At 62.1% G+C, this 25,298-nt stretch carries 24 protein-coding genes, 1 tRNA gene and 1 riboswitch; of the genes, 14 read left to right on the forward strand and 11 right to left on the reverse strand.

Annotated elements, in window-relative coordinates:
- The first annotated feature begins 65 nt into the window (after nt 1-65).
- A complete protein-coding gene (locus AC0L2P_RS03915) occupies nt 66-476 on the forward strand; it encodes a tellurite resistance TerB family protein (RefSeq protein ID WP_023677339.1) in 411 nt (136 codons plus the stop codon).
- 15 nt (nt 477-491) lie between these two features.
- On the opposite strand, the gene AC0L2P_RS03920 is transcribed toward AC0L2P_RS03915, so the two are convergent.
- Nucleotides 492-1,343, reverse strand: a complete 852-nt coding sequence (locus AC0L2P_RS03920; protein WP_473499929.1) for a transporter substrate-binding domain-containing protein — start codon at nt 1,341-1,343, stop codon at nt 492-494.
- Between the two features lie 270 nt (nt 1,344-1,613).
- Here AC0L2P_RS03920 and AC0L2P_RS03925 point away from each other — a divergent pair, with 270 nt between their 5' ends.
- The 3 genes from AC0L2P_RS03925 (at nt 1,614) to AC0L2P_RS03935 (ending at nt 3,846) form a co-directional block, all read left to right on the forward strand.
- The gene (locus AC0L2P_RS03925) at nt 1,614-2,345 is read left to right on the forward strand and encodes a helix-turn-helix transcriptional regulator (RefSeq protein ID WP_473499930.1); all 732 of its coding nucleotides are present in this window, start codon (nt 1,614-1,616) and stop codon (nt 2,343-2,345) included.
- 97 nt (nt 2,346-2,442) lie between these two features.
- On the forward strand, nt 2,443-3,081 hold the full coding sequence (locus AC0L2P_RS03930) for an acyl-homoserine-lactone synthase (protein WP_023677342.1): 639 nt from the start codon (nt 2,443-2,445) through the stop codon (nt 3,079-3,081).
- Between the two features lie 15 nt (nt 3,082-3,096).
- Complete coding sequence (locus AC0L2P_RS03935) at nt 3,097-3,846, forward strand: enoyl-CoA hydratase-related protein (RefSeq protein ID WP_473499931.1); 750 nt, start codon at nt 3,097-3,099, stop codon at nt 3,844-3,846.
- Nucleotides 3,847-3,870: 24 nt separating this feature from the next.
- Here AC0L2P_RS03935 and ppk2 read toward each other — a convergent pair whose 3' ends face one another.
- A complete protein-coding gene (ppk2, locus tag AC0L2P_RS03940) occupies nt 3,871-4,773 on the reverse strand; it encodes a polyphosphate kinase 2 (RefSeq protein WP_473499932.1) in 903 nt (300 codons plus the stop codon).
- 197 nt (nt 4,774-4,970) lie between these two features.
- On the opposite strand from ppk2, the gene AC0L2P_RS03945 reads away from it, so the two are divergent.
- The 3 genes from AC0L2P_RS03945 to AC0L2P_RS03955 all read left to right on the forward strand — a co-directional run bounded on the left by AC0L2P_RS03945 (nt 4,971) and on the right by AC0L2P_RS03955 (nt 8,202).
- The gene (locus tag AC0L2P_RS03945) at nt 4,971-6,236 is read left to right on the forward strand and encodes a sensor histidine kinase (protein ID WP_473499933.1); all 1,266 of its coding nucleotides are present in this window, start codon (nt 4,971-4,973) and stop codon (nt 6,234-6,236) included.
- A 116-nt stretch (nt 6,237-6,352) separates the two neighbouring features.
- Nucleotides 6,353-7,078: a phosphate signaling complex protein PhoU gene (phoU, locus tag AC0L2P_RS03950; RefSeq protein WP_473499934.1), complete on the forward strand. Its 726-nt coding sequence runs from the start codon at nt 6,353-6,355 to the stop codon at nt 7,076-7,078.
- Between the two features lie 116 nt (nt 7,079-7,194).
- Complete coding sequence (locus AC0L2P_RS03955; RefSeq protein WP_352680454.1) at nt 7,195-8,202, forward strand: magnesium and cobalt transport protein CorA; 1,008 nt, start codon at nt 7,195-7,197, stop codon at nt 8,200-8,202.
- A gap of 105 nt (nt 8,203-8,307) precedes the next feature.
- On the opposite strand, the gene AC0L2P_RS03960 is transcribed toward AC0L2P_RS03955, so the two are convergent.
- Nucleotides 8,308-8,832, reverse strand: a complete 525-nt coding sequence (locus AC0L2P_RS03960) for a GcrA family cell cycle regulator (RefSeq protein ID WP_023677348.1) — start codon at nt 8,830-8,832, stop codon at nt 8,308-8,310.
- Between the two features lie 355 nt (nt 8,833-9,187).
- Here AC0L2P_RS03960 and AC0L2P_RS03965 point away from each other — a divergent pair, with 355 nt between their 5' ends.
- The 3 genes from AC0L2P_RS03965 (at nt 9,188) to AC0L2P_RS03975 (ending at nt 12,471) form a co-directional block, all read left to right on the forward strand.
- The gene (locus AC0L2P_RS03965) at nt 9,188-10,387 is read left to right on the forward strand and encodes an acetylornithine transaminase (RefSeq protein ID WP_473499935.1); all 1,200 of its coding nucleotides are present in this window, start codon (nt 9,188-9,190) and stop codon (nt 10,385-10,387) included.
- Between the two features lie 14 nt (nt 10,388-10,401).
- Nucleotides 10,402-11,313, forward strand: a complete 912-nt coding sequence (gene argF / locus AC0L2P_RS03970) for an ornithine carbamoyltransferase (protein ID WP_292659512.1) — start codon at nt 10,402-10,404, stop codon at nt 11,311-11,313.
- 147 nt (nt 11,314-11,460) lie between these two features.
- Nucleotides 11,461-12,471: an Hsp33 family molecular chaperone gene (locus AC0L2P_RS03975; RefSeq protein ID WP_473499936.1), complete on the forward strand. Its 1,011-nt coding sequence runs from the start codon at nt 11,461-11,463 to the stop codon at nt 12,469-12,471.
- Nucleotides 12,472-12,477: 6 nt separating this feature from the next.
- Here AC0L2P_RS03975 and apaG read toward each other — a convergent pair whose 3' ends face one another.
- Nucleotides 12,478-12,870, reverse strand: a complete 393-nt coding sequence (gene apaG, locus AC0L2P_RS03980) for a Co2+/Mg2+ efflux protein ApaG (RefSeq protein ID WP_473499982.1) — start codon at nt 12,868-12,870, stop codon at nt 12,478-12,480.
- Between the two features lie 227 nt (nt 12,871-13,097).
- On the opposite strand from apaG, the gene AC0L2P_RS03985 reads away from it, so the two are divergent.
- The gene (locus tag AC0L2P_RS03985) at nt 13,098-14,252 is read left to right on the forward strand and encodes a ceramide glucosyltransferase (RefSeq protein WP_473499937.1); all 1,155 of its coding nucleotides are present in this window, start codon (nt 13,098-13,100) and stop codon (nt 14,250-14,252) included.
- Between the two features lie 35 nt (nt 14,253-14,287).
- Here the strand turns inward: AC0L2P_RS03985 and AC0L2P_RS03990 are convergent, their stop codons facing one another.
- Nucleotides 14,288-15,478, reverse strand: coding sequence for an O-succinylhomoserine sulfhydrylase (locus tag AC0L2P_RS03990; RefSeq protein ID WP_473499983.1), 1,191 nt, complete (start codon nt 15,476-15,478; stop codon nt 14,288-14,290).
- A gap of 70 nt (nt 15,479-15,548) precedes the next feature.
- A riboswitch (SAM riboswitch) is annotated at nt 15,549-15,626 on the reverse strand.
- Nucleotides 15,627-15,760: 134 nt separating this feature from the next.
- Between AC0L2P_RS03990 and AC0L2P_RS03995 the strand changes: the two genes are divergently transcribed.
- A complete protein-coding gene (locus AC0L2P_RS03995) occupies nt 15,761-16,855 on the forward strand; it encodes a 2'-deoxycytidine 5'-triphosphate deaminase (RefSeq protein WP_473499938.1) in 1,095 nt (364 codons plus the stop codon).
- Between the two features lie 206 nt (nt 16,856-17,061).
- On the opposite strand, the gene araD1 is transcribed toward AC0L2P_RS03995, so the two are convergent.
- The 4 genes from araD1 to chvE form a co-directional block, all read right to left on the reverse strand.
- Entirely contained in the window at nt 17,062-18,054 is a 993-nt protein-coding gene (araD1, locus tag AC0L2P_RS04000; RefSeq protein WP_473499939.1) for an AraD1 family protein, read from the reverse strand.
- Between the two features lie 188 nt (nt 18,055-18,242).
- Complete coding sequence (mmsB, locus tag AC0L2P_RS04005) at nt 18,243-19,535, reverse strand: multiple monosaccharide ABC transporter permease (RefSeq protein WP_473499940.1); 1,293 nt, start codon at nt 19,533-19,535, stop codon at nt 18,243-18,245.
- On the reverse strand, nt 19,532-21,064 hold the full coding sequence (mmsA, locus tag AC0L2P_RS04010) for a multiple monosaccharide ABC transporter ATP-binding protein (protein ID WP_473499941.1): 1,533 nt from the start codon (nt 21,062-21,064) through the stop codon (nt 19,532-19,534). Before mmsA ends, mmsB begins: the two co-directional genes overlap by 4 nt.
- A 99-nt stretch (nt 21,065-21,163) precedes the next feature.
- Nucleotides 21,164-22,228 carry a multiple monosaccharide ABC transporter substrate-binding protein gene (gene chvE, locus AC0L2P_RS04015; protein WP_473499942.1) on the reverse strand — a complete coding sequence of 355 codons (1,065 nt, stop codon included), beginning with the start codon at nt 22,226-22,228 and terminating at the stop codon, nt 21,164-21,166.
- A 315-nt stretch (nt 22,229-22,543) separates the two neighbouring features.
- Here chvE and AC0L2P_RS04020 point away from each other — a divergent pair, with 315 nt between their 5' ends.
- Nucleotides 22,544-23,533: a LysR family transcriptional regulator gene (locus AC0L2P_RS04020; RefSeq protein ID WP_473499943.1), complete on the forward strand. Its 990-nt coding sequence runs from the start codon at nt 22,544-22,546 to the stop codon at nt 23,531-23,533.
- A gap of 298 nt (nt 23,534-23,831) precedes the next feature.
- Here the strand turns inward: AC0L2P_RS04020 and AC0L2P_RS04025 are convergent.
- Nucleotides 23,832-23,905: transfer RNA gene (locus AC0L2P_RS04025), tRNA-Gly, on the reverse strand.
- Between the two features lie 93 nt (nt 23,906-23,998).
- On the opposite strand from AC0L2P_RS04025, the gene AC0L2P_RS04030 reads away from it, so the two are divergent.
- Complete coding sequence (locus AC0L2P_RS04030) at nt 23,999-24,301, forward strand: DUF6460 domain-containing protein (protein WP_473499944.1); 303 nt, start codon at nt 23,999-24,001, stop codon at nt 24,299-24,301.
- Between the two features lie 56 nt (nt 24,302-24,357).
- Here the strand turns inward: AC0L2P_RS04030 and AC0L2P_RS04035 are convergent, their stop codons facing one another.
- The gene (locus tag AC0L2P_RS04035; RefSeq protein ID WP_473499945.1) at nt 24,358-25,260 is read right to left on the reverse strand and encodes a histone deacetylase family protein; all 903 of its coding nucleotides are present in this window, start codon (nt 25,258-25,260) and stop codon (nt 24,358-24,360) included.
- Nucleotides 25,261-25,298 lie beyond the last annotated feature (38 nt).

Raw genomic sequence — 25,298 nt, forward strand, 5'->3', positions numbered from 1 at the left:
CGCTGTTTTTCCTTGCGGCGCCGGTCCCTCGTTCCTAACTTCGGGACCATCTCAAGGAGTTGTAAATGCCATTGTCGCCACACGAAGCCATGATCTACCTGATGGTCATCACCTCGGCGTCAGACCGCGACATGACCGACGTCGAACTGGCACGGATCGGCGACGTCGTTCGATCCTGGCCGGTGTTTGAGGATTTCAACCAGGAGCGGCTGGTCGAGGTCGCCCAGGCCTGCCAGAAAATGCTGCATGAAAAGGACGGGCTGGAGGGCGTCCTGGCGCGTGTCGCCGAGGCGCTGCCCGAACGCCTGCGTGACACCGCGTATGCGGCCGCCTTCGAGGTCGCAGCCGTCGATCTCGAAATGCGCCTGGAGGAGGTGCGCGTGTTGCAGCTCGTCCGCCGGGAACTCGACCTCGATGCGCTGACGGTCGCCGCCATTGCCCGAGCCGCCAAGGCCCGCCTTCGCACGCTAACCTGAAGCCGGCAGCCAAGCTCAGAAAAAGCTGACCGGAAAATAGCGCAGATAGAACTCGGCGAACATGCCTTTCACCGAAATCTCCTGCAGCGCGTAGTCGAATGCGGCGGCCAGTGCCGGATCGTCGGCCCTAGTGGCGATTGCCATGCCTGAGCCGAGATATTCGGGCGCCAGATAGGGGCCGCCGGCAAAACGGCAGCAGCCCGCCGCATCGGAACCGCCGAGCCAGAACGCGAAACGCATGCCGTCGCCGAAAACGGCATCGATCTTGCCGGCTTTCAGCTTGCCATAAAGCTCCTCCGGCTTCGCGAAGGGGACGATTTGGACGTTGCCGAAATAATCGCGCAGCATCCGATCATGCGCGGAACCGGCTATCACGCCGACACGCTTGCCGCGCAGCCTGTCGAACATTGGTTCGGTCAGCGCCTGTGTCTTCAGCATGATGAAGCGTGCCGGAAATTGCAGGTATGAGCGTGAAAATGCGTGTTTCGACCGCGACTCCGGCGTCACGGCGATGCCGGCGATGATCGCTTCGCCTTCGCCTTTGCCGAGTGCACCGTCGAGCTCGGCCCAGGGCAGCGCCTGGATCTGGCATTTCTCGGCAATGCCGAGCTCCGCGCAGATGGCGCGCGCCAGGTCGACATGGAAGCCCGACAGCCGGCCTGCCCCATCGAGGAAATTGAACGGCGGGAAATCCGTGGTGGTCAGGAATCTCAGCCGCGGCAGCATCGAAAGGTCCGGCTTCGGCAGCCGCTCCTTGGCGTCCCAAAACATCGGCACCTGCGGCTCCGCGGCGAGCGCAGCAGCGGCAAGCGATTGCGCTCCGATCAATATGGAGATGAATGAAATGGATATGCGCCGAAACGCCACGCGACGACTCCGTCCGGTCTTGCCCCGACTTAGTACGAAATAACACAGGTTTTTGTACGAAAATAACCCAGGCACAACGGTTTTTGGTTTCATCATGACGATTTAGGGATATTGTTTAGTGAGTTTGCAAATGACTGTGTGATGCCGGCTGAAGAGGAGCAGTAGGACGCATAGGGGAGGCAGCTTTGCAGTCCGGGGTTGACGGCGTGGTGCGGGTTGATCACTGCCATTGGCCTCAAGAGTGGAAGGCAACATGGGGTAGATGTTGCGATGGGTCATTTCGATCGTACATTGGAGTTGATAGATCAGTTGCAGCACGCCGGCACAGCCGCCGCCGTCTGCGAAAAGCTGCTGGGGGTAACAAGCGGGTTCGGGCTGACGGCGCTGATGGCCGGGACGGTTCCGCAACCTGGCACGCCGAGAAACCAGCAAAAGGACCACGTGCTGCTTTGCGACTGGCCGGCTGAATGGCTTGAGCGCTACGTTGCGCGCAACTATGTCGACCACGACCCTGTCGTCAGTCACATGAAGCAGCTTCAAGCGCCATTCCAGTGGCGGGAAGCGTCTCAGGGCATCCGTATTGGCAAGAGCGGCGGCGACGTCATGGGTGACGCTGGCGAATTCAAGCTGCGCGATGGGTTGGCCTTCCCGCTAATCACGCTCGATGGCCAGATCGTCATGGTGTCGCTAGGCGGCGAGGCTGTCGAATTGTCGGGCGCCGAATTCGGGCTGGTGTCGCTGGTCTCGACTTATGCGATTGGCCGCGCCATGCAGCTCCACACCATGGCGGGCAAAACCATCGACCATGTCGAATTGACTCCGCGTGAGCGCGAGTGCCTGCAATGGGCCGCCGTTGGCAAGTCCGAATGGGAGATTTCACAAATTCTCGGCATTTCGGAACACACGTCGGAGAAACACCTTCTTAACGCCAAAAGCAAACTCGGTGCCGTCAACCGGGTCCAGGCCGTCGCGGAGGCGATAAGGCGCGGCTATATTAACTAGGTCGGCCGCGCCGGCCTAGAAATTCTTGCCTACGCGATCGCGTAATTTTTTCGGGAAAGCACGGCCGTATCTTCTTATTGAAACCAGGAGACGGCAAATGCTTTTTTCCCTCACGACCCAGGAATTGATGGAACGGCCCGACCTCTGGGAGGCAGTTCATCGTTTGCGTTACAGAGTTTTCGTCGAAGAGATGGGATGGACCGATCTGCAGCGCCCTGATGGCCTCGAGATCGATCAATTCGACCACGACGAGGCAGTGCACCAGATCGTCATCCGCAATGGCGAGCTCGCCGGTTACCAGCGGATGTTGCCGACGACCCGGGCACATCTTCTAACCGATGTGCTGGCGGACCTTTATGAGGGGACGCCACCGTCGGGCCCGAATGTCTATGAACTGACCCGCTATGCGGTTGCGCCGGGGTTCCGCGACGGCCGGCGCGGCGTGTCGACGGTGGGCACGGAGCTGATCGCTGGCTTCGTCGAGTGGGGTCTGAAGCGCAACGTCAACCAGGTGATTATCGAATTCGAGCCGATGTGGGTGCTTCGCGCGCTGCAGCTGCATTTCCTGGCAACGCCGCTCGGTTACCAGCGTACCTATGGCAACCAGCAAGTGGTTGCCACACTGCTCACCTTCAACGAGCACACGCTAGACGTGGTGCGTTCGCGCCGCAACCATTTTGCGCCGGTGCTGGCCAGAGGGTACCCGGACATGCTCGGACAGAGACGCGCCTCGTGAGATTGGAGAGAGGCCATGAACGTTCACTCAAAAGCAGAATTCCGCAATCACACGCTGATCGTCACGGTATCGTCGGGTGACGGCCGCCCGGTGCTGGACAGGCGGGCCTATGAAAGCCTGGCCAGGACATTCCATGAAGCCGCTGTCGACGACGACGTCCGCGTCGTGGTCCTGCGCGGCCTGGCCGGATGCTTCTGCCTCGGTGCCGACTTCTCCGAATTTCTCGACGCCACCAAACATCGGCGACTGATCGACGCCGTCACCGATATGTTCCGCACGCTGGCGACGTTCCCGAAACCGGTCCTTGCCTGTGTCGAGGGCGACGCCGTCGGCGTCGGCTGCACCATCCTGTTCCACTGCGACATGGTGATCGCGTCGAGCAAGAGTACGTTTCGGGTGCCGTTCGTCGATTTCGGCCTGGTGCCGGACGCGGCCACCAGCATTCTGGCGCCGCAGAAGCTCGGCTATGCCGGGGCGTTCCGCTTCTTCTGCCTGGGCGACACGCTCGCCGCAGAAGATGCCAGGGCACTGGGCCTTGTCGGCGAGATCGTGACGGACGGGAGCGTCGAGGAAGCTACGTTGGCAAGAGCCAGGCAACTCGCCAAGAAGCCTGTCTCGGCGCTGCAGCAGACGCGCGACCTGCTTAGGGGCGACACCGGCGCGCTCTGCGACCGCATCGACCAGGAGATCTCGCTTTTCCAGCAGGCGCTGCAGGACGACACCACGCTGAAGCGACTGCAGCGGATTGCCCGGCTGGCGGCATGAGAGCCGCGTATCGGCGAGGTGAGCTTATTTTTCGAGGAAAGTCGGCCCTTCGCCGATGATCTTCTTGTCCTCCTTGCCGATGACGTCGAGGTCGCGGCCGTCATAGGGAAGCGAAAGGAGAATGCGCTGCATGACGGCCAGCCGCGCGCGCCGTTTGTCGTTCGCCCGCACAATGATCCAGGGCGCGAACTCCTTGTGCGTGCGTTCGACCATCAGGTCGCGCGCCTTGGTGTAGTCGTCCCATTTGGTGATGCCGGCGATGTCGATCGGCGAAAACTTCCAGCTCTTCAGCGGGCTCCAGCGACGGTCGTGGAACCGCTCGAGCTGCGTTTCCCGGCCGATGTTCAGCCAGAATTTGAAGAAATGGATGCCCTCGTTGCGGATCATCCGTTCGAAATGCGGAACCTCGTCCAGAAATTGCTCGTGCTGTTCGGGCGTGCAGAATCCCATCACCGGTTCAACGCCGGCGCGGTTGTACCAGGAGCGATCGAAGGTGACGAATTCGCCCGACGTCGGGAAGTGGTCGACGTAGCGCTGGAAGTACCATTGCCCAAGCTCGGTGGGTGTTGGCTTGGTCAGCGCCACGTTGCGCGCCGTGCGAGGGTTCAGATACTGGCGCAAAACGAAGATCGTGCCGCCCTTGCCGGCAGCGTCGCGCCCCTCGAACAGCGACATTACCCGCTTGCCTGTCGACTGCAGCCACGCCTGCGCCTTGACCAGCTCGATCTGCAGCTTCTCTAACCTCTCGTTATACTCCTCGCCCTTCATCTTCTTGTCGTAAGGATAGCCGCCGGCGGTGAGTTTGCGGTCCTCGACCCAGTCGGGAAGCGTCGGGGCTTCAATGTCGAACTTCCTCTCCTTGCCGTCGATGATGATCTTCAGCGGTCCCGATAAGGGTGCGGCGGGGCTTTCCTTGGCGTTTTTCATCGCGACGAACCTTTCCAGCTTCCGAACTCATGCTATTGGGAGCCTTACTGCATCGGGCCCGAAAATCGGAATCGATTTTCGGAAAGAACGATGCAGCAGACAAACGGTAGAGCGTCCTTTGTGCGTCCAATTGGACGCACTGCGCTCTAGCGCCGGTCCAACAGGAAGTTCTTGAAGTCGCCGCAGACGGAGCGCAAATGGCCGACATCGGCACAGAGCGGAAAGGCAGGACGCAAGCCGCCGCCATGCGGCTGTGGAACAGCCGCTGGCTGCTGGCGGCCGGCCTCGTTGCGGTGCTGATGGTCTATGGTTTTGCCGGCATGTCCGGCTACGTGGTGCTGCTGGCTGGCGCCATGCTGGTTGCCGCTGCGGTGCTGCCGGCCGGCGTCGCGCGCCAATCGACCGAAAATGCCGCGGCCATCGAGTCGAGCGGGCTGCAACGGCTTTCCGGCGAATATCTCGCGGCGGCGGTTGCCGATCCGCTGATCATTTTCGATCGCTCCGCCGCCATGGTCCATGCCAACGCCGCCGCCTTTGCCGCCTTTGGCGGGATTGCCCCCGGCATGTCGCTGTCGCTGAAATTCCGCGCGCCGGAAATGCAGGCGTTGCTGGATAGTATCTTGGCGGGCAACCTCGCTTCGGACAGCGTCGACTACATAGAAAAGCTGCCGGTCGAACGAGCCTATCGGGTGAGCGCGTCTTCTGTCGGCCATGCCACGGATCTCTACGTGCTGGTGTTCAAGGACCAGAGTGAGGCGCGCCGGATCGACAGAATGCGCGCCGATTTCATTGCCAATGCCAGCCACGAGCTGCGCACGCCTCTCGCCTCGATTGCCGGCTTCATCGAGACGCTGCGCGGGCCGGCCCGCAACGACCCCGCGGCGCGCGAGCAGTTCCTGCAGATCATGCAGAACCAGACCAGCCGCATGGCGCGCCTCATCGACGACCTTCTGTCGCTGTCGCGCCTGGAGATGAAGCCCTATTTCAAGCCGGGAACCGAGGTCGACCTGCGCCAGGCCATCGACAGCGTCATCGATTCGCTTGGGCCGCTCGCCAAGGAAAACGGCGTCGTCATCGAGCGTGATTTCGCGGAAGGGCCGCTCGACGTGCCCGGCGATCGGGACGAGCTTTTCCAGGTCTTCGAAAATCTGCTGGAAAACGCCTGCAAATACGGTCAGTCGGGCGGACGCGTCGTAGTGTCGATCACGCGCAGCGACAGCGATCCCGAACCGGGCATCGACGTCACCATCAGGGATTTCGGCCCCGGCATCCCCGAAGAGCACATCCCGCGCATCACCGAGCGCTTCTACCGCGTCGACGTCGAGAACAGCCGGACCCAAAAGGGCACCGGCCTTGGCCTGTCCATCGTGAAGCATATCCTGACGCGCCACAACGCCAGGCTCTTCATCAGGTCGGAGGTCGGCAAGGGCGCGGCGTTCACGGTCCATTTGCCGGCTCGCTGACGCGGTACCATCTCTAGCACATAATGGGCCGTTTCTTTTTTCTGTCATCCGGCTAGCGTATCAGCGGGGATTCGAGGGAGCGACTCAACCAGAAGACTCTGGGAAGGCATTCGTCCATGCAGTCCGTCCACATCGTCAGCGCCTATGACGAGGAGCTGAAATATCTGTCGAAGCGCATCGCGGCGATGGGCGGGCATGCCGAGCGCATGGTCGAGCAGGCAGTCGCGGCGCTGGTCAATGCGGATCCGGGGCTTGCCCAGAAAGTCATTCGAGACGACCTGGTTCTGGATGAGGGGCAACGCGAGATCGACGACAAGGCGATCATCATCATCGCCAAGCGCCAGCCGATGGCGACGGATCTGCGCGAGATCGTGGGCGCGATCCGCATTTCGGCGGACCTCGAACGGGTAGGCGATCTCGGCAAGAACGTCGCGAAGCGCGTGGTTGCCGTCGCCGACGGGCGCCAGCCGAACAGCCTGTTCCGCGGCCTCGAGGCTTTGGCCCATCTGGCATTGACGCAGCTCAAGGAAGTACTCGACGTCTACGCATCGCGGTCGGTGGAAAAAATCGGTTTCGTACGCGACCGCGACGACCAGATCGACGCCATGTACACCTCGCTGTTTCGCGAGTTGCTGACCTACATGATGGAAGACCCACGCAACATCACGCCCTGCACACATCTCCTGTTTTGCGCCAAGAACATCGAGCGCATCGGCGACCACGCCACCAACATCGCCGAGACGATCTACTATATCGTCACCGGCGATCAGATGCCGGCCGATCGTCCGAAGGGCGACAAGACGGACAAGATTATTCTTCCCGCAACGCAACCAGCGAAGTGAGTTCTCTCCCCGCCGATGCGAATTTCGGATTCGCCACCTGAGAGACAATTGCGCTAAGCTTTCGACGCGCCGACTTCTCAGTTCCGCGACGAAGGCCCGGCCTTCAGGAGGCTGCGATGGAATATGTTCGCGAGTTTGCTCCCGCGCCGCCGATGTCGGGCATAATCGCTTGCGGCGTCTATACGGCTGGGCGGCGCATCGCCGACATACCGATCGAGGAAGCCGGCGAATGGGCCGGGAAGCCGGGCCATGTCGTCTGGATCGGACTGCTGGAGCCCGACCGCAATTTGTTGCTGCGCGTCCAGGCGCAATTCCATCTGCATGAACTGGCAATCGAGGACGCCGAGCATCCGCACCAACGGCCGAAGATCGAGCAATATGGTGATGCCCTGTTCATCGTTGCCCGCACGGCGCAGCTAATCGACAGCCGTGTCACCTTCGGCGAGACGCATCTGTTTGTCGGCGCCGGCTACATCGTCAGCGTCAGGCATGGCCCGTCGACCTCCTACGCCGCCGTTCGCCAGCACTGGGAAAGCTGCCCGCATTCCCTCGCCAAGGGCGAGGATTTCGTCCTCTACGCCATTCTCGATTTCATCGTCGACAACTACATGCCGGTGCTCGAGCAGATCGAAAACGAGGTCGAGGCGATCGAGGACAAGGTTCTGCTGAAACCGATGACCGGCTCCGATATCGAACGGCTTTATATGCTGCGCCGCGATCTCTTGCGCCTGCGTAACGCGGCCCTGCCGCTGGTGGAGGTCTGCCGACGGCTCACCAGCGCCGATCTGCCGCAAATCCACACAGCCATGCACCCGCTGTTTCGCGACGTCACCGACCACATCCGCACTGTCCAGGAAAAGATCGACAGCCTGCGTGAGGTTCTCGCCTTCGCCTTCGAGGCGAGCCTTCTGGTCGGTCAAAGCCAGGAGACGGCGATCTCCAAAAAGCTTGCCTCATGGGCCGCCATCTTGGCGGTGCCGACGGCATTTGCCGGCATTTACGGCATGAATTTCAGCGACATGCCGGAACTGAGGATGGAATATGGCTACCCGGCCGTCCTGGCGACAATTGCGCTGATCTGCACTTTTCTTTACTGGCGGTTTCGCAAGAATGGATGGCTGTGAAGAGAGGGGAGTAGGGGAGTAAGGGAGTAGGGCAGTATGTAGTAAATTGCCAAGGACCGCACTCGCAAAAGCCCTAATCCTTACCTACTGCCCTACTCCCCCCTACTATCTGCTCCGCCGCCGCTCCGATGCCGGCTGAAACGCCACGCGGGCGTGGTACTTGCAGTAGGGCCCGGTTTCGGCGGCGTCGTTGCCGCAGAAATGGAAATCTTCCGAAAGCGGATCGCCATTCGGCCATTTGCAGGTGCGCTCGTTCAGCTCGACGAGTTGCAGATGCCGCGAGATCGGCACGACGACGTTCTCGACCGGGCGAATATAGTGGCGCGCCACCGGTTCGGCATCGAACTGTGCCTTGAGCGCGGTCGCACCGATCGACATCGACGTGGTGGCATGACGCGTGGCGCTTGCTGCCCGCGACACCGATTTCTGGATCGTCGATCCCTGTACCGTCTTCTTCTGGCGTGCCGGTGAGGCGGTCGTGCGTCCGCGACCGGACAGTTTCAGCCGGTGCACTTTGCCGATGACCGCATTGCGGCTGACCCCGCCAAGCTGTGCGGCGATCTGGCTGGCGCTGAGACCCTCCGACCACAGTTTTCTGAGAAGTTCGACTCGCTCGTCAGTCCAGTTCATGAGACCGCGCTCCTGCTGAAACGTGCGGCAATCGGAATCCATTCCCGACCCGGCTTCTGCCGGGCAGACACCACATATATCGGGTGATTAGGTCCGCCGCACGAAATCTAGTTATTTCTCTACTACAATTACCTTATGCGCTGACTCGGTGACAAGAGTCCCAAGGCCAGCACGAATCGGTTTTTTCGGTTTTCCCCAACTTGCCCGGTCGCTTATGAGCCGGCGTTATGCTGAAGGGCTTGCCGCACGTCCTTGCGCGACCTTTTCGTTGACTTCACGGCCGAAAAAAACGATAAGCCACAAGGGCCGCCGCTTTGGCGGCTTTTTGATTTTTCCGGTTCCGGAGACGCATATAATGAGCGGTTCGGCGCTTTTCGAGACCTTTGTTCGCGCACCCCTGGCTTTCGACCACGGTGAAGGCACCTGGCTGGTCACCGACAAGGGCGAGCGATATCTCGACTTCGCCGGCGGCATCGCCGTGAATTCGTTGGGCTACAGCCATCCGAATCTGGTCGCGGCCCTCACCGAGCAGGCCGCCAAGCTCTGGCACGTCTCCAATCTGTACGAGATTCCGGGACAGAGCCGGCTCGGCGAGCGGCTGGCCGACGCCAGCTTCGCCGACAAGGTGTTCTTCACCAATTCAGGCGCCGAGGCGCTCGAATGCGCCATCAAGACGGCGCGGCGCTACCACTTCGTCAAGGGCCATCCCGAGCGCTACCGCACAATCACCTTCGAAGGCGCCTTCCACGGCCGCACCCTGGCGACCATCGCCGCCGGCGGCCAATACAAATACCTGGAAGGTTTCGGCCCCAAGGTCGAAGGCTTCGACCAGGTCGGCTTCGACGATATGGATGCCGCCGAACGGGCGATTACGCCCGAAACCGCGGCGATCCTGATCGAGCCAGTGCAAGGCGAAGGCGGCATCAGGCAAGTGCCGACGCAGTCGCTGAAGCGGCTCAGGCAGCTCTGCGATCAGCACGGGCTGCTCCTGATTTTCGACGAGGTCCAATGCGGCGTCGGCCGCACCGGAAAGCTGTTCGCGCATGAGTGGGCGGGTATCACACCCGACCTCATGGCGGTGGCCAAGGGCATCGGCGGCGGCTTCCCGATGGGTGCCTGCCTCGCCACCGACGAGGCAGCGGTCGGCATGACCGCCGGCGTGCACGGCACCACCTTCGGTGGCAATCCGCTGGCGATGGCGGTCGGCAACGCCGTGCTCGACGTGGTGCTGGAAGACGGCTTCCTCGAGGACGTCCGGCGCAAGGCCCTGCTGTTGAAGCAGGGGCTCGCCGGCGTCGCCGACGAATTTCCGGACGTTATCGAAAGCATCAGGGGCACCGGCCTGATGCTTGGGCTTAAATGCGCGATGCCCAACACCAAAGTCACGGTGGCACTGCGTGACCAGCATCTCTTGACGGTTCCGGCCGGCGACAACGTTATCCGCCTGCTGCCGCCTCTCACCGTCACCGATGCCGAGATCCACCAAGCGCTCGAGCGCATTCGTGCCGGCGCCAAGAGCCTGGCGGATGCCATCGTCGCTGCCGCTGCGAAGTAATCCTGGAATTCCTGATGTCCCTTCGCCATTTCACCGATCTTTCCGCCGTTTCCGAAGGCGATCTGCGCTTCATGCTCGACGACGCAGCTGTGCGGAAGGCAAGGCTCAAGGCCGGCGAACGCAGCAAGCCGCTCGAAGGCAAGGTGCTGGCGATGATCTTCGACAAGCCGTCGACGCGCACGCGCGTGTCGTTCGACGTCGGCATGCGGCAGTTGGGTGGCGAGACGATCATGCTGACTGGCACCGAGATGCAACTTGGCCGTTCCGAGACCATAGCAGACACGGCCAAGGTGCTGTCGCGCTATGTCGATGCCATCATGATCCGAACCACTTCGCATGACCGGCTGCTGGAACTGACGGAAAACGCTACGGTCCCTGTCATCAACGGGCTGACCGACGAGACCCATCCCTGCCAGCTGATGGCCGATATCATGACCTTCGAAGAGCACCGCGGTCCGGTGGCCGGCAAGACGATCGCCTGGACCGGCGACGGCAACAACGTGCTGCATTCGCTGCTGGAGGCTTCTGCGCGGTTCCGCTTCAAGCTGAATGTCGCCGTGCCCGAGGGCAGCGAACCGGCTCAGAAGCATGTCGACTGGTCGAAAGCCAATGGCGGCAAGCTGAAATTCACCCGTTCGCCCGAGGAGGCCGTTCACGAGGCCGACTGTATCGTCACCGATTGCTGGGTGTCGATGGGCCAGGAGCACCGTGCCCGCGGCCACAATGTCTTTTTGCCCTATCAGGTCAATGCGGCACTGATGGCGAAAGCCAAACCGGACGCGCTGTTCATGCACTGTCTGCCGGCGCATCGCGGTGAGGAGGTTACCGACGAGGTGATCGACGGACCGCATTCGGTGGTGTTCGATGAGGCCGAGAACCGGCTCCATGCCCAGAAGGCGGTCTTGGCCTGGTGCCTGGGCGCTTGATACGGGCCGCGGTGATCCGGGCCGGCCTGATCCGCGCCGCCTTGATCCGGAAGTGTGTGGTGCCTATCTCAGGCGCATCACGCAAATCGAGCGCGTCTCGTCGCATGCGCCCCGGAGGGCGGCATCGCCGCGCCCCGGAGCTTTGTCATGTTGGAAACTCATCAATTGGCTGAACATAAACCCAAGCTCGGCGAATTCGGCTACGCCGGCGACGACCACGTCGTGCCGTTCGAGGTCGGCCCGCTCGACGTGCGCGGCCGCACCGTCCAGCTCGGGCCGATGCTCGACGCTATTCTCAGCCGCCACGACTATCCCGAGCCGGTCGCCCGGCTCCTGGCCGAAGCCTGTGTGCTGACGGTATTGCTCGGAACTTCGCTGAAGTTCGAGGGCAAGTTCATTTTGCAGACCCGCACCGACGGGCCGGTCGACATGCTGGTCGCCGATTTCTCCACGCCGCACGCGCTTCGCGCTTATGCCCGCTTCGATGCCGACCGGCTGCAGGCTTTGACTTCTGCAGGCGAGACGTCACCGCAGACGCTGCTCGGCAGCGGCGTCCTGGCGCTGACCATCGATCAGGGCGCTCACACGCAACGCTACCAGGGCATCGTCCAGCTCGACGGCGTCACGCTGGAAGATGCCGCACGCACCTATTTCCGCCAGTCGGAGCAGATTCCGACCGACCTCCGGCTTTCGGTTGCCAAGCTTCTGACGCCCGGCGTCGGCGGTGCCCGCGAGCAATGGCGGGCCGGTGGCCTGCTGGCACAATTCCTGCCGCAGTCGGCGGAGCGCATGCGCGTACCCGACCTTCCTGGTGGCGATGGCGATCCGCGTGAGGAAATCCACGACCCGACCGACAATTCCTGGCAGGAGCTGCTGGCGCTGCTTGGTACCATTGAACCGACCGAGCTGATCGATCCGACGATCGGCGCCGAACGGCTGCTTTACCGGCTTTTCCACGAGCATGGCGTCCGCGTTTTCGGCGGCGTGCCGGTCGCCGACCAGTGCTCATGCTCGAGGGAGAAGATCCGCGGCATCCTCGAAGGCTTTTCCGCCCAGGAGATCAGGGACAGCACCGAGGACGGCAGCATTCACGTCGCCTGCGAATTCTGCTCGAAGCAATATGACTTCGACCCGGCGGAGTTTGCAGCGGCCGGATGACGGCCGTCAATTGACGGTGCGCCGCATTCCCGGCAAGTCGAGCGAGAAGGCGGGGATGGCGACGTCGAACGTCTCGCCCCGTTTGGTGCGCACTGTGTAGTGCCCGACCATGATGCCGGACGGGGTCGAGAGCGGGCATCCGGACGTATACTGATAACTGTCACCGGGGTTGAGTCCGGGTTGCTCGCCGACGACCCCGGGGCCGCGCACTTCCTCGACCTTGCCGGTGCCGTCGGTGATGTGCCAGTAGCGCGACAGAAGCTGCACGAACTCATCCGACTGATTATCGATGGTTACCTGGTAGCCCCAGACATAGCGGTTTTGCGGCGGGTCGGAGTGATCCTCCAGATAGAACGGCCTGACCTGCACTTCGATGTTGCGGGTGACGGCGCTGTACACAAACTGCTCCAAAGCAATGTAGATGGAACTTTCGACGCTCAGCGCAGTTTGATCAACGATGCGCGTCATCTCCTTGCCCGATTCAAGCGCAGGTGCCGAAAAACAATGTCATTTAAGTGACACATGACAATGATGGTGTGCAGGCTTGTGCCGGGCGACTCAGCGTTCTGTCGAATTGTTGAAAACGGCCGTCATGCGGCCGGCATTTCTGGAGTGACCAGATCTCGATGGAACCGACATTCGCAGCCGCCCTCCTTTCCATAGCCCTCCTTCTTTCAAATCTCGCCAGCATCCTGTTAGCTTCGCTGAAGCTGAAGCGACCAGGCAGGATCGAACCGCCCGCGGCCAACGCGCCGCCGGTATCGATCATCATTCCGGCGCGCGGCGTCGAGCCGTTTGCCGAAGAGACGCTGGAGCGCGCCTTCTCACTCGACTGGCCGCGCTACGAACTCATCTTCTGCGTCGCCCATGCCGACGACCCGGTGGTCAAGCCGATCACCGCCGCAATGGTGCGCTTTCCAGCTATTCGCGCCCGCCTTCTGGTCGGTGACGACCGCATCAGCGGCAATCCAAAACTCAACAATTGCGTGAAGGGTTGGGAGGCGGCGCATTATCGCTGGGTCATCCTTGCCGATTCCAACGTGCTTATGCCGAGAGATTATGTCCAGCACCTGATAGCCGCGTGGCGGCACGACACCGGCCTCGTCTGCTCGACGCCGATCGGCTCGCGGCCGGACGGCTTCTGGGGGGAGGTCGAATGCGCCTTTCTCAACACGCTGCAGGCTCGCTGGCAGTATGCTGGAGAGGCGCTCGGCCTCGGCTTCGCCCAAGGCAAGAGCATGTTGTGGAACAAGCCGGTGCTCGATGCCAATGGCGGCATCTGCGCGCTTGCTGCCGAGATCGCCGAGGACGCCGCCGCGACCAAGCTGGTCAACGGGCTCGGACTGCGGGTCAATCTTGTCGCCTCGCCCTTCGAACAGCCGCTCGGCCGGCGCACGCTCGGCGACATCTGGTCGCGGCAGGCGCGCTGGGCGCGGCTGCGCCGCGTCACCTTTGCACTGTTCTTTGCCCCCGAGATTCTAATCGGCGCGGCGCCACCACTGGTGCTTGCGCTGATCGCCGCGGCTGACGCAGGCGTCAGCCTGCCAGCAACCGCCATCGTCGTGCTGGCGGCGGCTTACCTGCCGGAATGCGCCCTGGCTTCGGCCAAGGGATGGCACCTGTCGCTGCGCACAATCCCGGCGATGATGGTTCGCGACTGCATGCTGCCCGCGATATGGGCGCGCGGATGGCTGAGTGGCGCCGTCCACTGGCGCGGCAACGTGATGACTATCCAGACCAAGGCCATCGCGGAGCTGGAAGAGACCCCGTCCGGCGCCTGATCGGCGCGTCCCGCTCGCCTCTGTTCGGCCAGCCCTTATCCGGCAGCTCTCAGCGCTTGCTCGATATCGTCGAGCAGATCGTCGGCATCCTCCAGGCCGACGGAAAGCCTGAGCGTTCCCGGTCCGATGCCGAGCTCGGCACGCGCTTCATCGGTCAAGTTCTTGTGCGTCGTCGTCGCTGGATGAGTGATCAGGCTCTTGGCATCACCGAGATTGTTGGAAATCAGCACGATGTCGAGTGCGTTCTGGAAAGCAAAGGCCGCCTGCTTGCTGCCCTTCACATCCAGGCAGATCAGCGTCGAGCCGCCCGACATCTGCTTCTTGACCACGGCCGCTTGCGGGTGGTCGGCGCGGCCCGGATAGATGACGCGGGCGATTTGCGGGCGCTCGGCGAGGAAATCCGCGATGCGGCCGGCGCTTTCCGTCTGCTGGCGTACGCGCAGCGGCAGCGTCTCCAGGCCCTTCAGCAGGGTCCAGGCATTGAAGGGCGAGAGGCTGGGGCCGGTGTGGCGGAAATAGTCATGCAGATTCTCGTCGATCCATTTTTTGTCCGACAAGATAACGCCTCCAAGGCAGCGCCCTTGGCCGTCAATATGTTTCGTGGCCGAATAGACGACGATGTGGGCGCCGAGCTGCAAGGGTTTCTGCTGCAAGGGCGTGGCGAACACATTATCGACGATCAGCCTGGCGCCGATCGAATTGGCAAGTGCCGCGACGGCGGCGATGTCGACCACCTCCAGCGTCGGATTGGTAGGGCTTTCCAGGAAGAACAGTTTGGTGTTGGGCCTGACCGCTTTTTCCCAACTGGCGATGTCGGTGCCGTCGACCAGCGTTGCCTCGATGCCGTATTTCGGCGCTAGCGTCTCGACCACCCAGCGGCAGGAGCCGAACAGTGCACGCGCCGCCACGATATGGTCGCCCGCCTTGGCACTGCACAGCAGTGCTGCCGTCACCGCCGCCATGCCGGATGCCGTGGCGCGAGCGTCCTCGGCGCCTTCCAGCGCGCACATGCGTTTTTCAAACATGTCGACCGTCGGATTGGCATAGCGCGAATAGATGAAGCCCGGCTCCTCGCCCTTGAAGCGGGCTTCCGCCGCTTGCGCCGTCTCGTAGACATAGCCCTGAGTGAGATACATCGCCTCGGAGGTCTCGCCGAAGCCGGAACGCAGCGTCCCGGCATGCACGAGTGCGGTCTGAGGCTTCCAGTCGCGCTTCTTGGTCATGATTCTATCCAAACACCAAAATTGGTCCAAACAACAAAAAACCGGCCGCGAAAGTCGCAACCGGTCCATATGGCCTTGCGGCCCGACGGTCCTTTAGCGACTTGTTTAACGTGGCTGCAAGCCGACCGGCCAAATCACCACGGGATAACGAGCTTTAGACCCGCGCCACGCTTGCGTCAATTGCCGGCATGATTAAGAGGGTGTACCAGGCAGGTGCCAAAGGCGTCCACGGTCGGACCTGCGACAGAACAAGACCTCGCCCGGCGTTCGAACGGAGCCAGACCCTTGCGGCAGACAGGCATTCTTCCCGATCAGCATATTTCCGCGCTGTTCCAGACGGGCGCGCTGAAATCGCCGCGCGCGCTCGATACCGATCAGATCCAGCCGGCCAGCCTTGACCTCAGGCTCGGCGACAAGGCCTGGCGGGTGCGAGCTTCCTTCTTGCCCGGCCCAGACCACAGGGTTGTCGACAAGCTCGACCGGCTGAAGCTGCACGAGATCAACCTCGCCGAAGGTGCCGTGCTGGAAACCGGCTGCGTCTACATCGTGCCGCTGCTCGAAAGCCTGGCGCTGCCCGCGCATATTTCCGCCTCGGCCAACCCGAAAAGCTCGACCGGACGGCTCGATATCTTCACTCGGGTAATGACCGACCGTGGCCACGAGTTCGACAAGATCGCCGCCGGCTATGAAGGCCCGCTCTATCTGGAGGTCAGCCCGCGCACTTTCCCGATTGTCGTGCGGACCGGCTCGCGGCTGTCGCAGATCAGGTTCCGCACCGGCAATGCGCTCTTGTCGGAAAGCGAGCTGCACGACTTGCACCGCGCCGTAATGTTGGTCGCCACCGAACCGCCCAACATCTCAGGCGGCGGCATCGCGCTGTCGATCGACCTCGACGGCGACAAGGACGGGTTGGTCGGCTATCGCGGCAAGCACCACACCGGCCTTGTCGACGTCGACAAGCGCGCCGCGCAGGATGTCGTCGATTTCTGGGAGCCGCTCTACAAGAGCGGGGCCGGCGAGTTGGTGCTCGATCCGGACGAATTCTATATCCTGGTGTCGCGCGAGGCGGTGCATGTGCCGCCGCTCTACGCCGCCGAAATGACGCCCTTCGATCCGTTGGTCGGCGAGTTCCGCGTCCATTATGCCGGTTTCTTCGACCCGGGTTTCGGTCATTCGGCGTCGGGCGGCACCGGCAGCCGGGCAGTGCTCGAGGTACGCAGCCACGAAGTGCCGTTCATCCTCGACCACGGCCAGATCGTCGGACGGTTGGTCTACGAGCACATGCTGAAACGGCCGCAGGCGCTCTACGGCACAGATCTAGGCTCGAACTATCAGGCGCAGGGCCTGAAACTGTCCAAGCATTTCCGCGCCGCGCGCTGACGCTGGAACTGCCAATCTTCCCCCTCGTGGGGGAGATGCCCGGCAGGGAAGAGGGGGGCGCGAAGGATCGCGGCCTTCGTGTTGACGCAGGTGAAAACTTCCGAAGGCCGAGCTTTGATGAGTTGAGACGCTGGCGCGGCAGCGCCCCCCTCTGGCCTGCCGGCCATCTTCCCCACGAGGGGGAGATCGCGCTTGTCATCGACACCTCAAAGTGCCTTCACGGCGACCTTCACCGGCTGCTCGATTTTGAGCGGGTTGCGCAGCGGCAGGCCGAAATCCTTCGCCTCGATTTCGAACACGTCGCCGGCCTCGGTTCTGATGCCGTCGGCGAAGGACAGCGTCGCCGTGCCGAACATGTGTACATGCACGTCGCCCGGCTGGCGGAAGGCCGAGTATTTGAAGTGGTGATGCTCGAGATTGCCAATGGTGTGCGACATGTTCGCCTCGCCCGACAGGAAAGGCTTTTCCCAAAGCAGCTTGCCGTCGCGAAGGATGCGTGAAGCGCCGCGGATATCGGACGGCAGATCGCCGATCAGGATCTCCGGCCCGAACGAAGCGTTGCGCAGTTTGGAATGGGCAAGGAATAGGTAATTCACGCGCTCGGTGACGTGGTCGGAAAACTCGTTAGACAGCGTGAAGCCGACGCGGAACGGGGCGCCGTCGTCGCCGATCACATAGATACCGGCGATTTCGGGCTCCTCGCCGGCGTCCTGAGCGAAGGCCGGCGACATAAGCGCCGCCCCTGGTGCTACTGCCATGGTGCCGTTGCCCTTGTAGAACCATTCCGGCTGTACGCCGGTCTGCCCTTTCGCCGGCTTGCCGCCCTCAAGCCCCATGCGGAACATCTTCATGGAATCGGTCAGTTGTTCCTCGCCGTCCGTGCTGAGCTTCTTGTGCATGGAATCGCGGGTCGCGGCGGAGCCGAGATGGGTCAGCCCGGTGCCGGTGAGATGGAGATGCGCCGGATCGGGATGGTTGATCGGCGACAGCAGCCGGCCCTTCTTGTAGGCTGCGTCGAGATCGACGGTTTCGCCGAAGCCTTTGCGCTCGATCAGGGCGACAAGCCCGCTGCCGGTGCGCGCGGCCTCCATCGCCAGCGAATAGACGCTGCGGGCGCCGTTAATGACGCGGGTCTTGCCGCCGTTGCGGGCAACGACGCGGATCGTCTCGGCGTCGTCGAGGATCTGTGAGATCAGCATGGTAACCCTCTCTGAATTGCGGGCTGGCCTGCCTTTCTTGGCAAACCCTACCCTGCGCGGCCCGGACTCTGTCCGCGCCGCGGTTGAAACTCTTCGTCCGGATTGCGCTCGCGGATCAGGTCCCTCGGGGACTTCTTTGCGCCGCCCGGCAGCGCCGCGATGTGACCCGTATGCCTCCTGGTTGCCTCTCAAGCCTTGTTCTTGTTGTAGACGTCAAAGACGACGGCGCCGAGCAGCACCAGGCCTTTCACCACCTGCTGCCAGTCGACATTGACGCCCATGATCGACATGCCGTTGTTCATGACGCCCATGATGAAGCCGCCGACCACCGCGCCGATGACCTGGCCGACGCCGCCCATAGCCGACGCGCCACCGATGAACACCGCGGCGATGACGTCGAGCTCGCTGCCGAGGCCCGCCGCCGGCACAGCCTGCCCCAGCCGCGCCGCGATAATCAGGCCGCCGAGTGCCGACAGCACGCCCATATTGATGAACACCATCAACGTCAGCCGTTCGGTCTTGATGCCCGAGAGCTGGGCTGCCTTGGCATTGCCGCCCATCGCGTAGATGCGGCGGCCGATCGTCATGCGTTTGGTAACGAACACGAACAACGCGATCAGCACGCCCATCACCATGAGAACGATGGGAAGGCCCCTATAGGTGGCGAATTGGTAGACGAGAAACAGCGCCAGCGCGCTGATCACCAGGGTCTTGACGACGAACAGCGAGAACGGCTCGGCTTCGTAGCCATGCTTCTCGCGGGTGCGCCGTGCCCTGAGCCCGAAATAGGCATAGGCGAGCACGGCGACGAGGCCGATCACGACCGTCGTCAGGTGCAGCGTCAGGCCGCTGCCGACAATGGTTTTGCCGGCGGCGTTGACGGTTGGCGGTATCAGGGTCAATGGGCCGATCAGGTCCGGAATGAAGCCGGAACTGAGCGCTTTGAAGCCGACGGGAAGCGGCCCTACGGAAGACCCGCCGCCCAGCAGCGCCTGGCAGATGCCGCGGAAGATCAGCATGCCCGCCAGCGTGACGATAAAGCTCGGTATTCGGTGATAGGCAATCCAGTAGCCTTGTGCCGCGCCGATTGCGCCACCCACGATCAGGCAGATGATCGACACGACCAGCGGATTGCTCAATGGGCCAAGCGGCCAGATGACCATCATCATCGCCGCCAGCGCGCCGATGAAGCCGGCGACGGAGCCGACGCTGAGATCGATATGGCCCGAAACGATCACCAGAAGCATGCCCAGCGCCATCACGATAATGAAGCTGTTCTGCTGAACCAGATTGCTGAGGTTCACCGGCTTGAACAGCGTTCCGGACGTGGTGAACTGAAAGAACACCATGATTGCGATCAACGCCAGCACCAACCCGTATTCGCGCAGGTTGGTGACCAGCGCCGAGACGGCAATGCGAGGTGCCTGTTGTAGGTCCTGGGCAACGCCACTCTGCGGCCCGGGAGCGCTTTCGGTGCTCATGATGCTTTTCCTTCTCCGCGGACGATGGCGCGCATTATCTTTTCCTGGCTGGCGTCGCTTGCCGCCATTTCGCCGACGATGCGTCCTTCGTTCATGACGTAGATGCGGTCGGTGATGCCGAGCAGTTCGGGCATTTCCGACGAGATGACGATGATTGCCTTACCCTCGGAGGCGAGACGCGCGATGATCGTGTAGATTTCATACTTGGCGCCGACATCGATACCGCGTGTCGGCTCGTCTAGGATCAGCACTTCCGGATTGGCGAACAGCCATTTCGACAGCACCACCTTCTGCTGATTGCCGCCAGAAAGGTTACCGGTCATCTGGTAGACGCTCGAGGCGCGGATATTGGTCCTGCCGCGATAGTCATTGGCGACCGAAAGCTCGCGCAAATCGTCGATCACGCCATGGCGCGACACACCAGGAAGATTGGCGAGCGTGATGTTGTGCTTGATATGGTCGATCAGGTTGAGACCGTAGGTCTTGCGGTCCTCCGTGACATAGGCGATGCCGTGTTCCACCGCCTTGCTCACCGAAGAGACATCGATCGGCTTGCCGTTAAGGAACACCTCGCCGGTGATTCGGCGGCCATAAGACCGGCCGAACAGGCTCATGGCAAACTCGGTCCGGCCGGCGCCCATGAGCCCGGCAATGCCGACCACTTCGCCCTTGCGGGCGTTGAGGTTGATGCCCTTGATGACCTGCCGCTCGGCATGGATGGGGTGGTAGACCGACCAGTTTTTCACTTCGAGAACGGTCTCGCCGATCTTCGGCTCGCGCGGCGGATAGCGGTCGTCGAGCGAACGGCCGACCATCGAGGTGATGATGCGGTCCTCCGAGATGTCCTTCTTGGCCAGCGTCTCGATGGTCCGGCCGTCACGGATGATGGTGACCTTGTCGGCGACCCGGTTCACCTCGTTGAGCTTGTGCGAGATCAGGATCGAAGTGATGCCCTGCCGCTTGAATTCGAGCAGCAGATCGAGCAGCGCCTGGCTGTCTTTTTCGGACAGGCTCGCCGTCGGCTCGTCCAGAATGAGCAATTTCACTTCCTTGCTGAGCGCCTTGGCGATCTCGACCAGCTGCTGCTTGCCGACGCCGATATTGGTGATCAGGGTGTTGGGGTCTTCCTTGAGGCCGACCTTCTTGAGCAGGGCGCTGGTGCGCGCCTCATTGGCATTCCAGTCGATGACGCCGTATCTGGCGTGCTCGTTGCCGAGAAAGATGTTTTCGGCGATCGACAGCATCGGCACCAGCGCAAGCTCCTGGTGGATGATGACGATGCCCTTGCGCTCGCTGTCGTGGATACCTTTGAAATGGCACTCATCGCCGCGATAGATGATCTGGCCGTCATAGGTGCCGGACGGATATACGCCCGACAGCACCTTCATCAGCGTCGACTTGCCGGCGCCGTTCTCGCCGACCACGGCATGGATCTCGCCTTCCTCGACCATGAGCTTGACGTTCGACAGCGCCTTGACGCCGGGAAACATCTTGGTGATGTCGCGCATCTCCAAAATCGTCGATGCCATTGAGAATACCACTCCTGCAAGGTCCGCCAACAATACCGGGCTGGCTCGCCAACGAAAAGGGGCCCTGCCTGCGCAGGACCCCAGGCTTTGTGACCGCGATTACTTCAGTTCTTCGGCCTTGATGTAGCCGGAGTCGACCACCAGGGCCTGGTAGTTCGATTTGTCGACGTCATGCGGCGTTAACAGGATCGAGGGAACGACCTTGACGTCGTTGTTGTAGGTCTTGGTGTCGAGGCCTTCCGGCTTGCCGCCAGAGAGCACCTTGTCGACGAGTTCGACCGTCGCCTTGGCGAGTTCGCGGGTATCCTTGAACACGGTCGAATACTGTTCGCCGGCGATGATCGCCTTGACCGAAGCGGTCTCGGCGTCCTGTCCGGTGACGATCGGCCATGGCTGATCGGCTGTGCCGTAGCCTACGGCGCGCAGCGAAGCGATGATGCCGCGCGACAGGCCGTCATAGGGCGAGAGCACGCCATCGACGCGACTGCCGTCCGAGTAGTTGGCGGAGAGCAGATTGTCCATGCGGGCCTGGGCGGTTGCCGCCAGCCAGCGCAGCGTGCCGACCTTGTCCATGCCCATCTGGCCGGATTTCACGACGAGGGTCTTGTCGTCGATCAGCGGCTGAAGAACCGACATGGCGCCGTTGTAGAAGAAGAACGCATTGTTGTCGTCCGGCGAACCGCCGAACAGCTCGACGTTGAACGGGCCCTTCTTCTCGGGATAACCGAGGCCCTTGAGCAGCGATTTGGCCTGGATGACGCCGACGCCGAAATTGTCGAAGGTGGTGTAGTAGTCGACATTTGGCGTCTTCTTGATCAGGCGGTCGTAAGCGACGACCACGACGCCGGCGTCATTCGCCTTCTGCAGCGCATCGCCCATCGTGGTGCCGTCGATCGAAGCGATGATCAGCGCCTTCGGGCCCTTGGTGATTTCGTTTTCCAATTGGCTGAGCTGGTTTGGAATGTCGTCCTGCGCGTATTGCAAGTCGACAGTGTAGCCCAGAGCCTCGAGCTGGGACTTGACGGCGTCGCCGTCATTGATCCAGCGCTGCGAGGTCTTGGTGGGCATCAGCACGCCGACCAAGCCTTCGCCTGCCTGTGCCGGGATGGCCATGGCAGCGATGCCAAGAGCCGCGACGGCGGCCAGTGTCTTGATAATCTTCACATTAACTCTCCCTGTTTGATGGACGCGTACCCTTGGGTTTCGTGGGCCGCGCAATCGTGCAGGAGCGCCAAGCGCGCCGCTGCCGTCATCGATCTCCGGTATCCTCCCAATCGGCCCTGAGACGCTGGCTCTAAATCGACACGAGTTTTCCTCGTCACCGACCGCCAAGTTTCAGGACGCGCGAAGGGTGTGTCGCTTTGCCATAACTGTCAAATGCGATCTTTGATGGTTGCTATATCGAGACTGATATGGCTTAGGCTAGTGCGATGCTGCCGGATTCAGCCGGGGCGCCGGGCGTAGGAGTAGGGAAAAATCATGGCGGCGCTGCGAAATCCTGACGGAATATCAGGCAGTTACGATGAAATCCCGGGTGATGGCGGAACTCTGCTGCGCAGCGGCTTGAGCCTGCGTCATATGCGCATGATCGCAGCCCTCGACGATCACGGCCGGGTGAGTGCCGCGGCCCAGGTCATGAACATCTCGCAGCCGGCGGCTTCGCGCATGATCGCCGAGATGGAGGCGGTGCTCGATGTCAAGCTCTGCGAAAGGCTGCCGCGCGGCATCACGCTGACGCCCTATGGCAAGGCGCTGGCACGGCGCGCGCGATCGATCCTGCTCGAGATGCGCGAGGTCGACCGTGAGATATTCGAGCTCAAGGCGGGCAAGGGCGGCTCGGTGTTCCTGGGCGCGGTGACGGCACCGGCGATCGAGCTGGCGGTGCCGGCGATCCGCGAGATCCGGCGCCTCTACCCGCGCATCGAAATCACCATGCAGGTCGAGACCTCGAACGTGCTGGCGCGCGAGCTCATCGCCTCGCGTCACGATTTCATCATCGCCCGCATCCCCGACGACCTCAATCCGCGGCTGTTCGAAGCCCGCGTCATCGGCGTCGAAAAGGCCTGCCTGATCGTGCGCCGGGGCCATCAGCTGACCAAGGGCAAGGCGGTGCGGCTGGAAGACACCGCCGCCTATGACTGGGTTTTCCAGTCGGGCGGCTCGCCGCTGCGCCAGGCGATGGAGAGCAACTTCCTGAACCGAAACATCGCGCTGCCGGACCGCATTCTCAACACCAGCTCGCTGCTATTGACTCTGGTCATGGTCGCGCAATCCGACGCCATCGCGCCGGTGTCGATCCAGGTTGCGAAGTTCATCCAGAATCCAGAAGGGCTCAACGGCGCCATTGACGTCGTCCAGACTGAATTCGACATCGAGGTCAGGCCCTACAGCCTGATCACGGTAAAGAACCGCGCGCTGTCGCCGGCAGCCAAGATGCTGCACGATTTTATTCTGCGAGAGGTAGGTTGAGGCTGGAGCGGGTAGCGGACGCATCCCGTGGCCGGCCAGACGACCAGACAGGCCCGCCAGCAGCGACGCCGATGCACGTCGGCCACTACTGCGTGATGCTCAAAAAAGCCCGCCAGCAGAAGCCAACGGGCCAAGGGTAGACTTTCCGGTTGGGGTCATTCGAGGCCCCGCCGACCCCTAATGTGAGATATTCCACGAACTGGCACATCGGCCGAACAGATGAAAGATGGCTAGCCGGGCTGTAAATCTGCTGGTTTTCAGCTTGGCCAAAACAAGTGCAATGGACCGGGGCAAAAGCTGGAGCGGGTAGCGGGAATCGAACCCGCGCGTTCAGCTTGGGAAGCTGACAGGCTACCATTACATCATACCCGCGCTGGTTCCTCCGATATCATGGCCCGGCGCCGATGCGCAATCCGGTTTGAGGGCTCGGCTTGATGCCGGGCGGTCAACTGCGTATTTCTCGGCATGTGCCCGAATCGCGGCACCCGACTGTGGAGACAGGCCTTGTCCGCACTGAACCGCTTTCTCGGCGATACGCCGCTCCGGGTGATCCTGAAGCTGCTCGTGATGTCGTTCCTCGTCGGCCTGGTCATGAACGCCTTCGGCTGGTCGCCGATGGACGTGCTTTACGGCATCCGCAAGTTCTTCATCGATCTCTGGAACCTGGGCTTCCACGCCATCGACCGCTTCCTTGGTTACATCCTGCTCGGTGCTGCGATCGTCGTGCCGGCCTTCATCCTGCTCAGGATCGCCAATCTCAGGAAGTAGAGCATGATCCCAAAAAGTCGGTTTTTGGAAAAGATCATGCTCAAACAAGCAGCCTTTCAGGCGTAGCCCGCCGCCACCTCGAACAGGATGGCGTGGCGTGCGGCAAGTGCTGCAACATCCGTCGAATAGCCGCCGCCGATAACGCCGCACACCGGTACGCCAAGCGTGCGGAAATGGCGGATCACCATATCGTCGCGGGCGCGCAGACCTTCATCCGTGAGCGACAACCTGCCGAGCCGGTCCTCGGCATGGACATCGACCCCGGCATTGTAGAAGACGAGGTCCCAGCGTCTTCGCGCCGACAACTCCGGCAGAATGGCGTCCAGCCGCTCCAGATAGGTTGCATCGCCGGTTCCGTCGGGCAGGGCGACGTCGAGATCGGAGGCGATCTTGCGCGCGGGGTAGTTGCGGTCGCCATGCATCGAGAAGGTAAGCACGCGCGGCTCGTCGCCCAGAATATCCGCCGTGCCGTCGCCCTGATGCACGTCGAGATCGACAACCAGGATGTTTTTGACAGCAGCTTCGGCGAGCAGCACCAGCGCGGCAACGGCTACGTCATTGAAGGTGCAGAAGCCCGCACCTTGCGCGCGCCGTGCATGATGGCTGCCGCCGGCGGTGTTGCATGCGATGCCGTTCAGCAAAGCCAGCAGCGCTGCCAGCACGGTGCCGGCCGTGGCGAGCTGCGCCCTCAGCGAAACCCGCTGTCCAATAGGGAAACCGATCTCGCGCTCGATCTTCACCGGCACGTCGGAGGCGAGCACCCGGTCGACATAGTCTGCGGCGTGGGCAAGCTTCAGCCACGATGGCCGCGCCGCCTCCGGCATGTTGAGCGCTTCGGGCCGAGCCAGGCCGCGTGCCCGCAAGGCTTCCATCAGCAACGGGTATTTACTCATCGGGAAGCGGTGATTGACGGCGAAGCCGGCGTCGTAGTCGGGATGATGAACGATCTGCAAGGGCATGGGGCGGCCAGTGCGCCAGAGGCGGGTTTCGGTTGACC

Source organism: Mesorhizobium sp. WSM4836 (assembly GCF_055811815.1).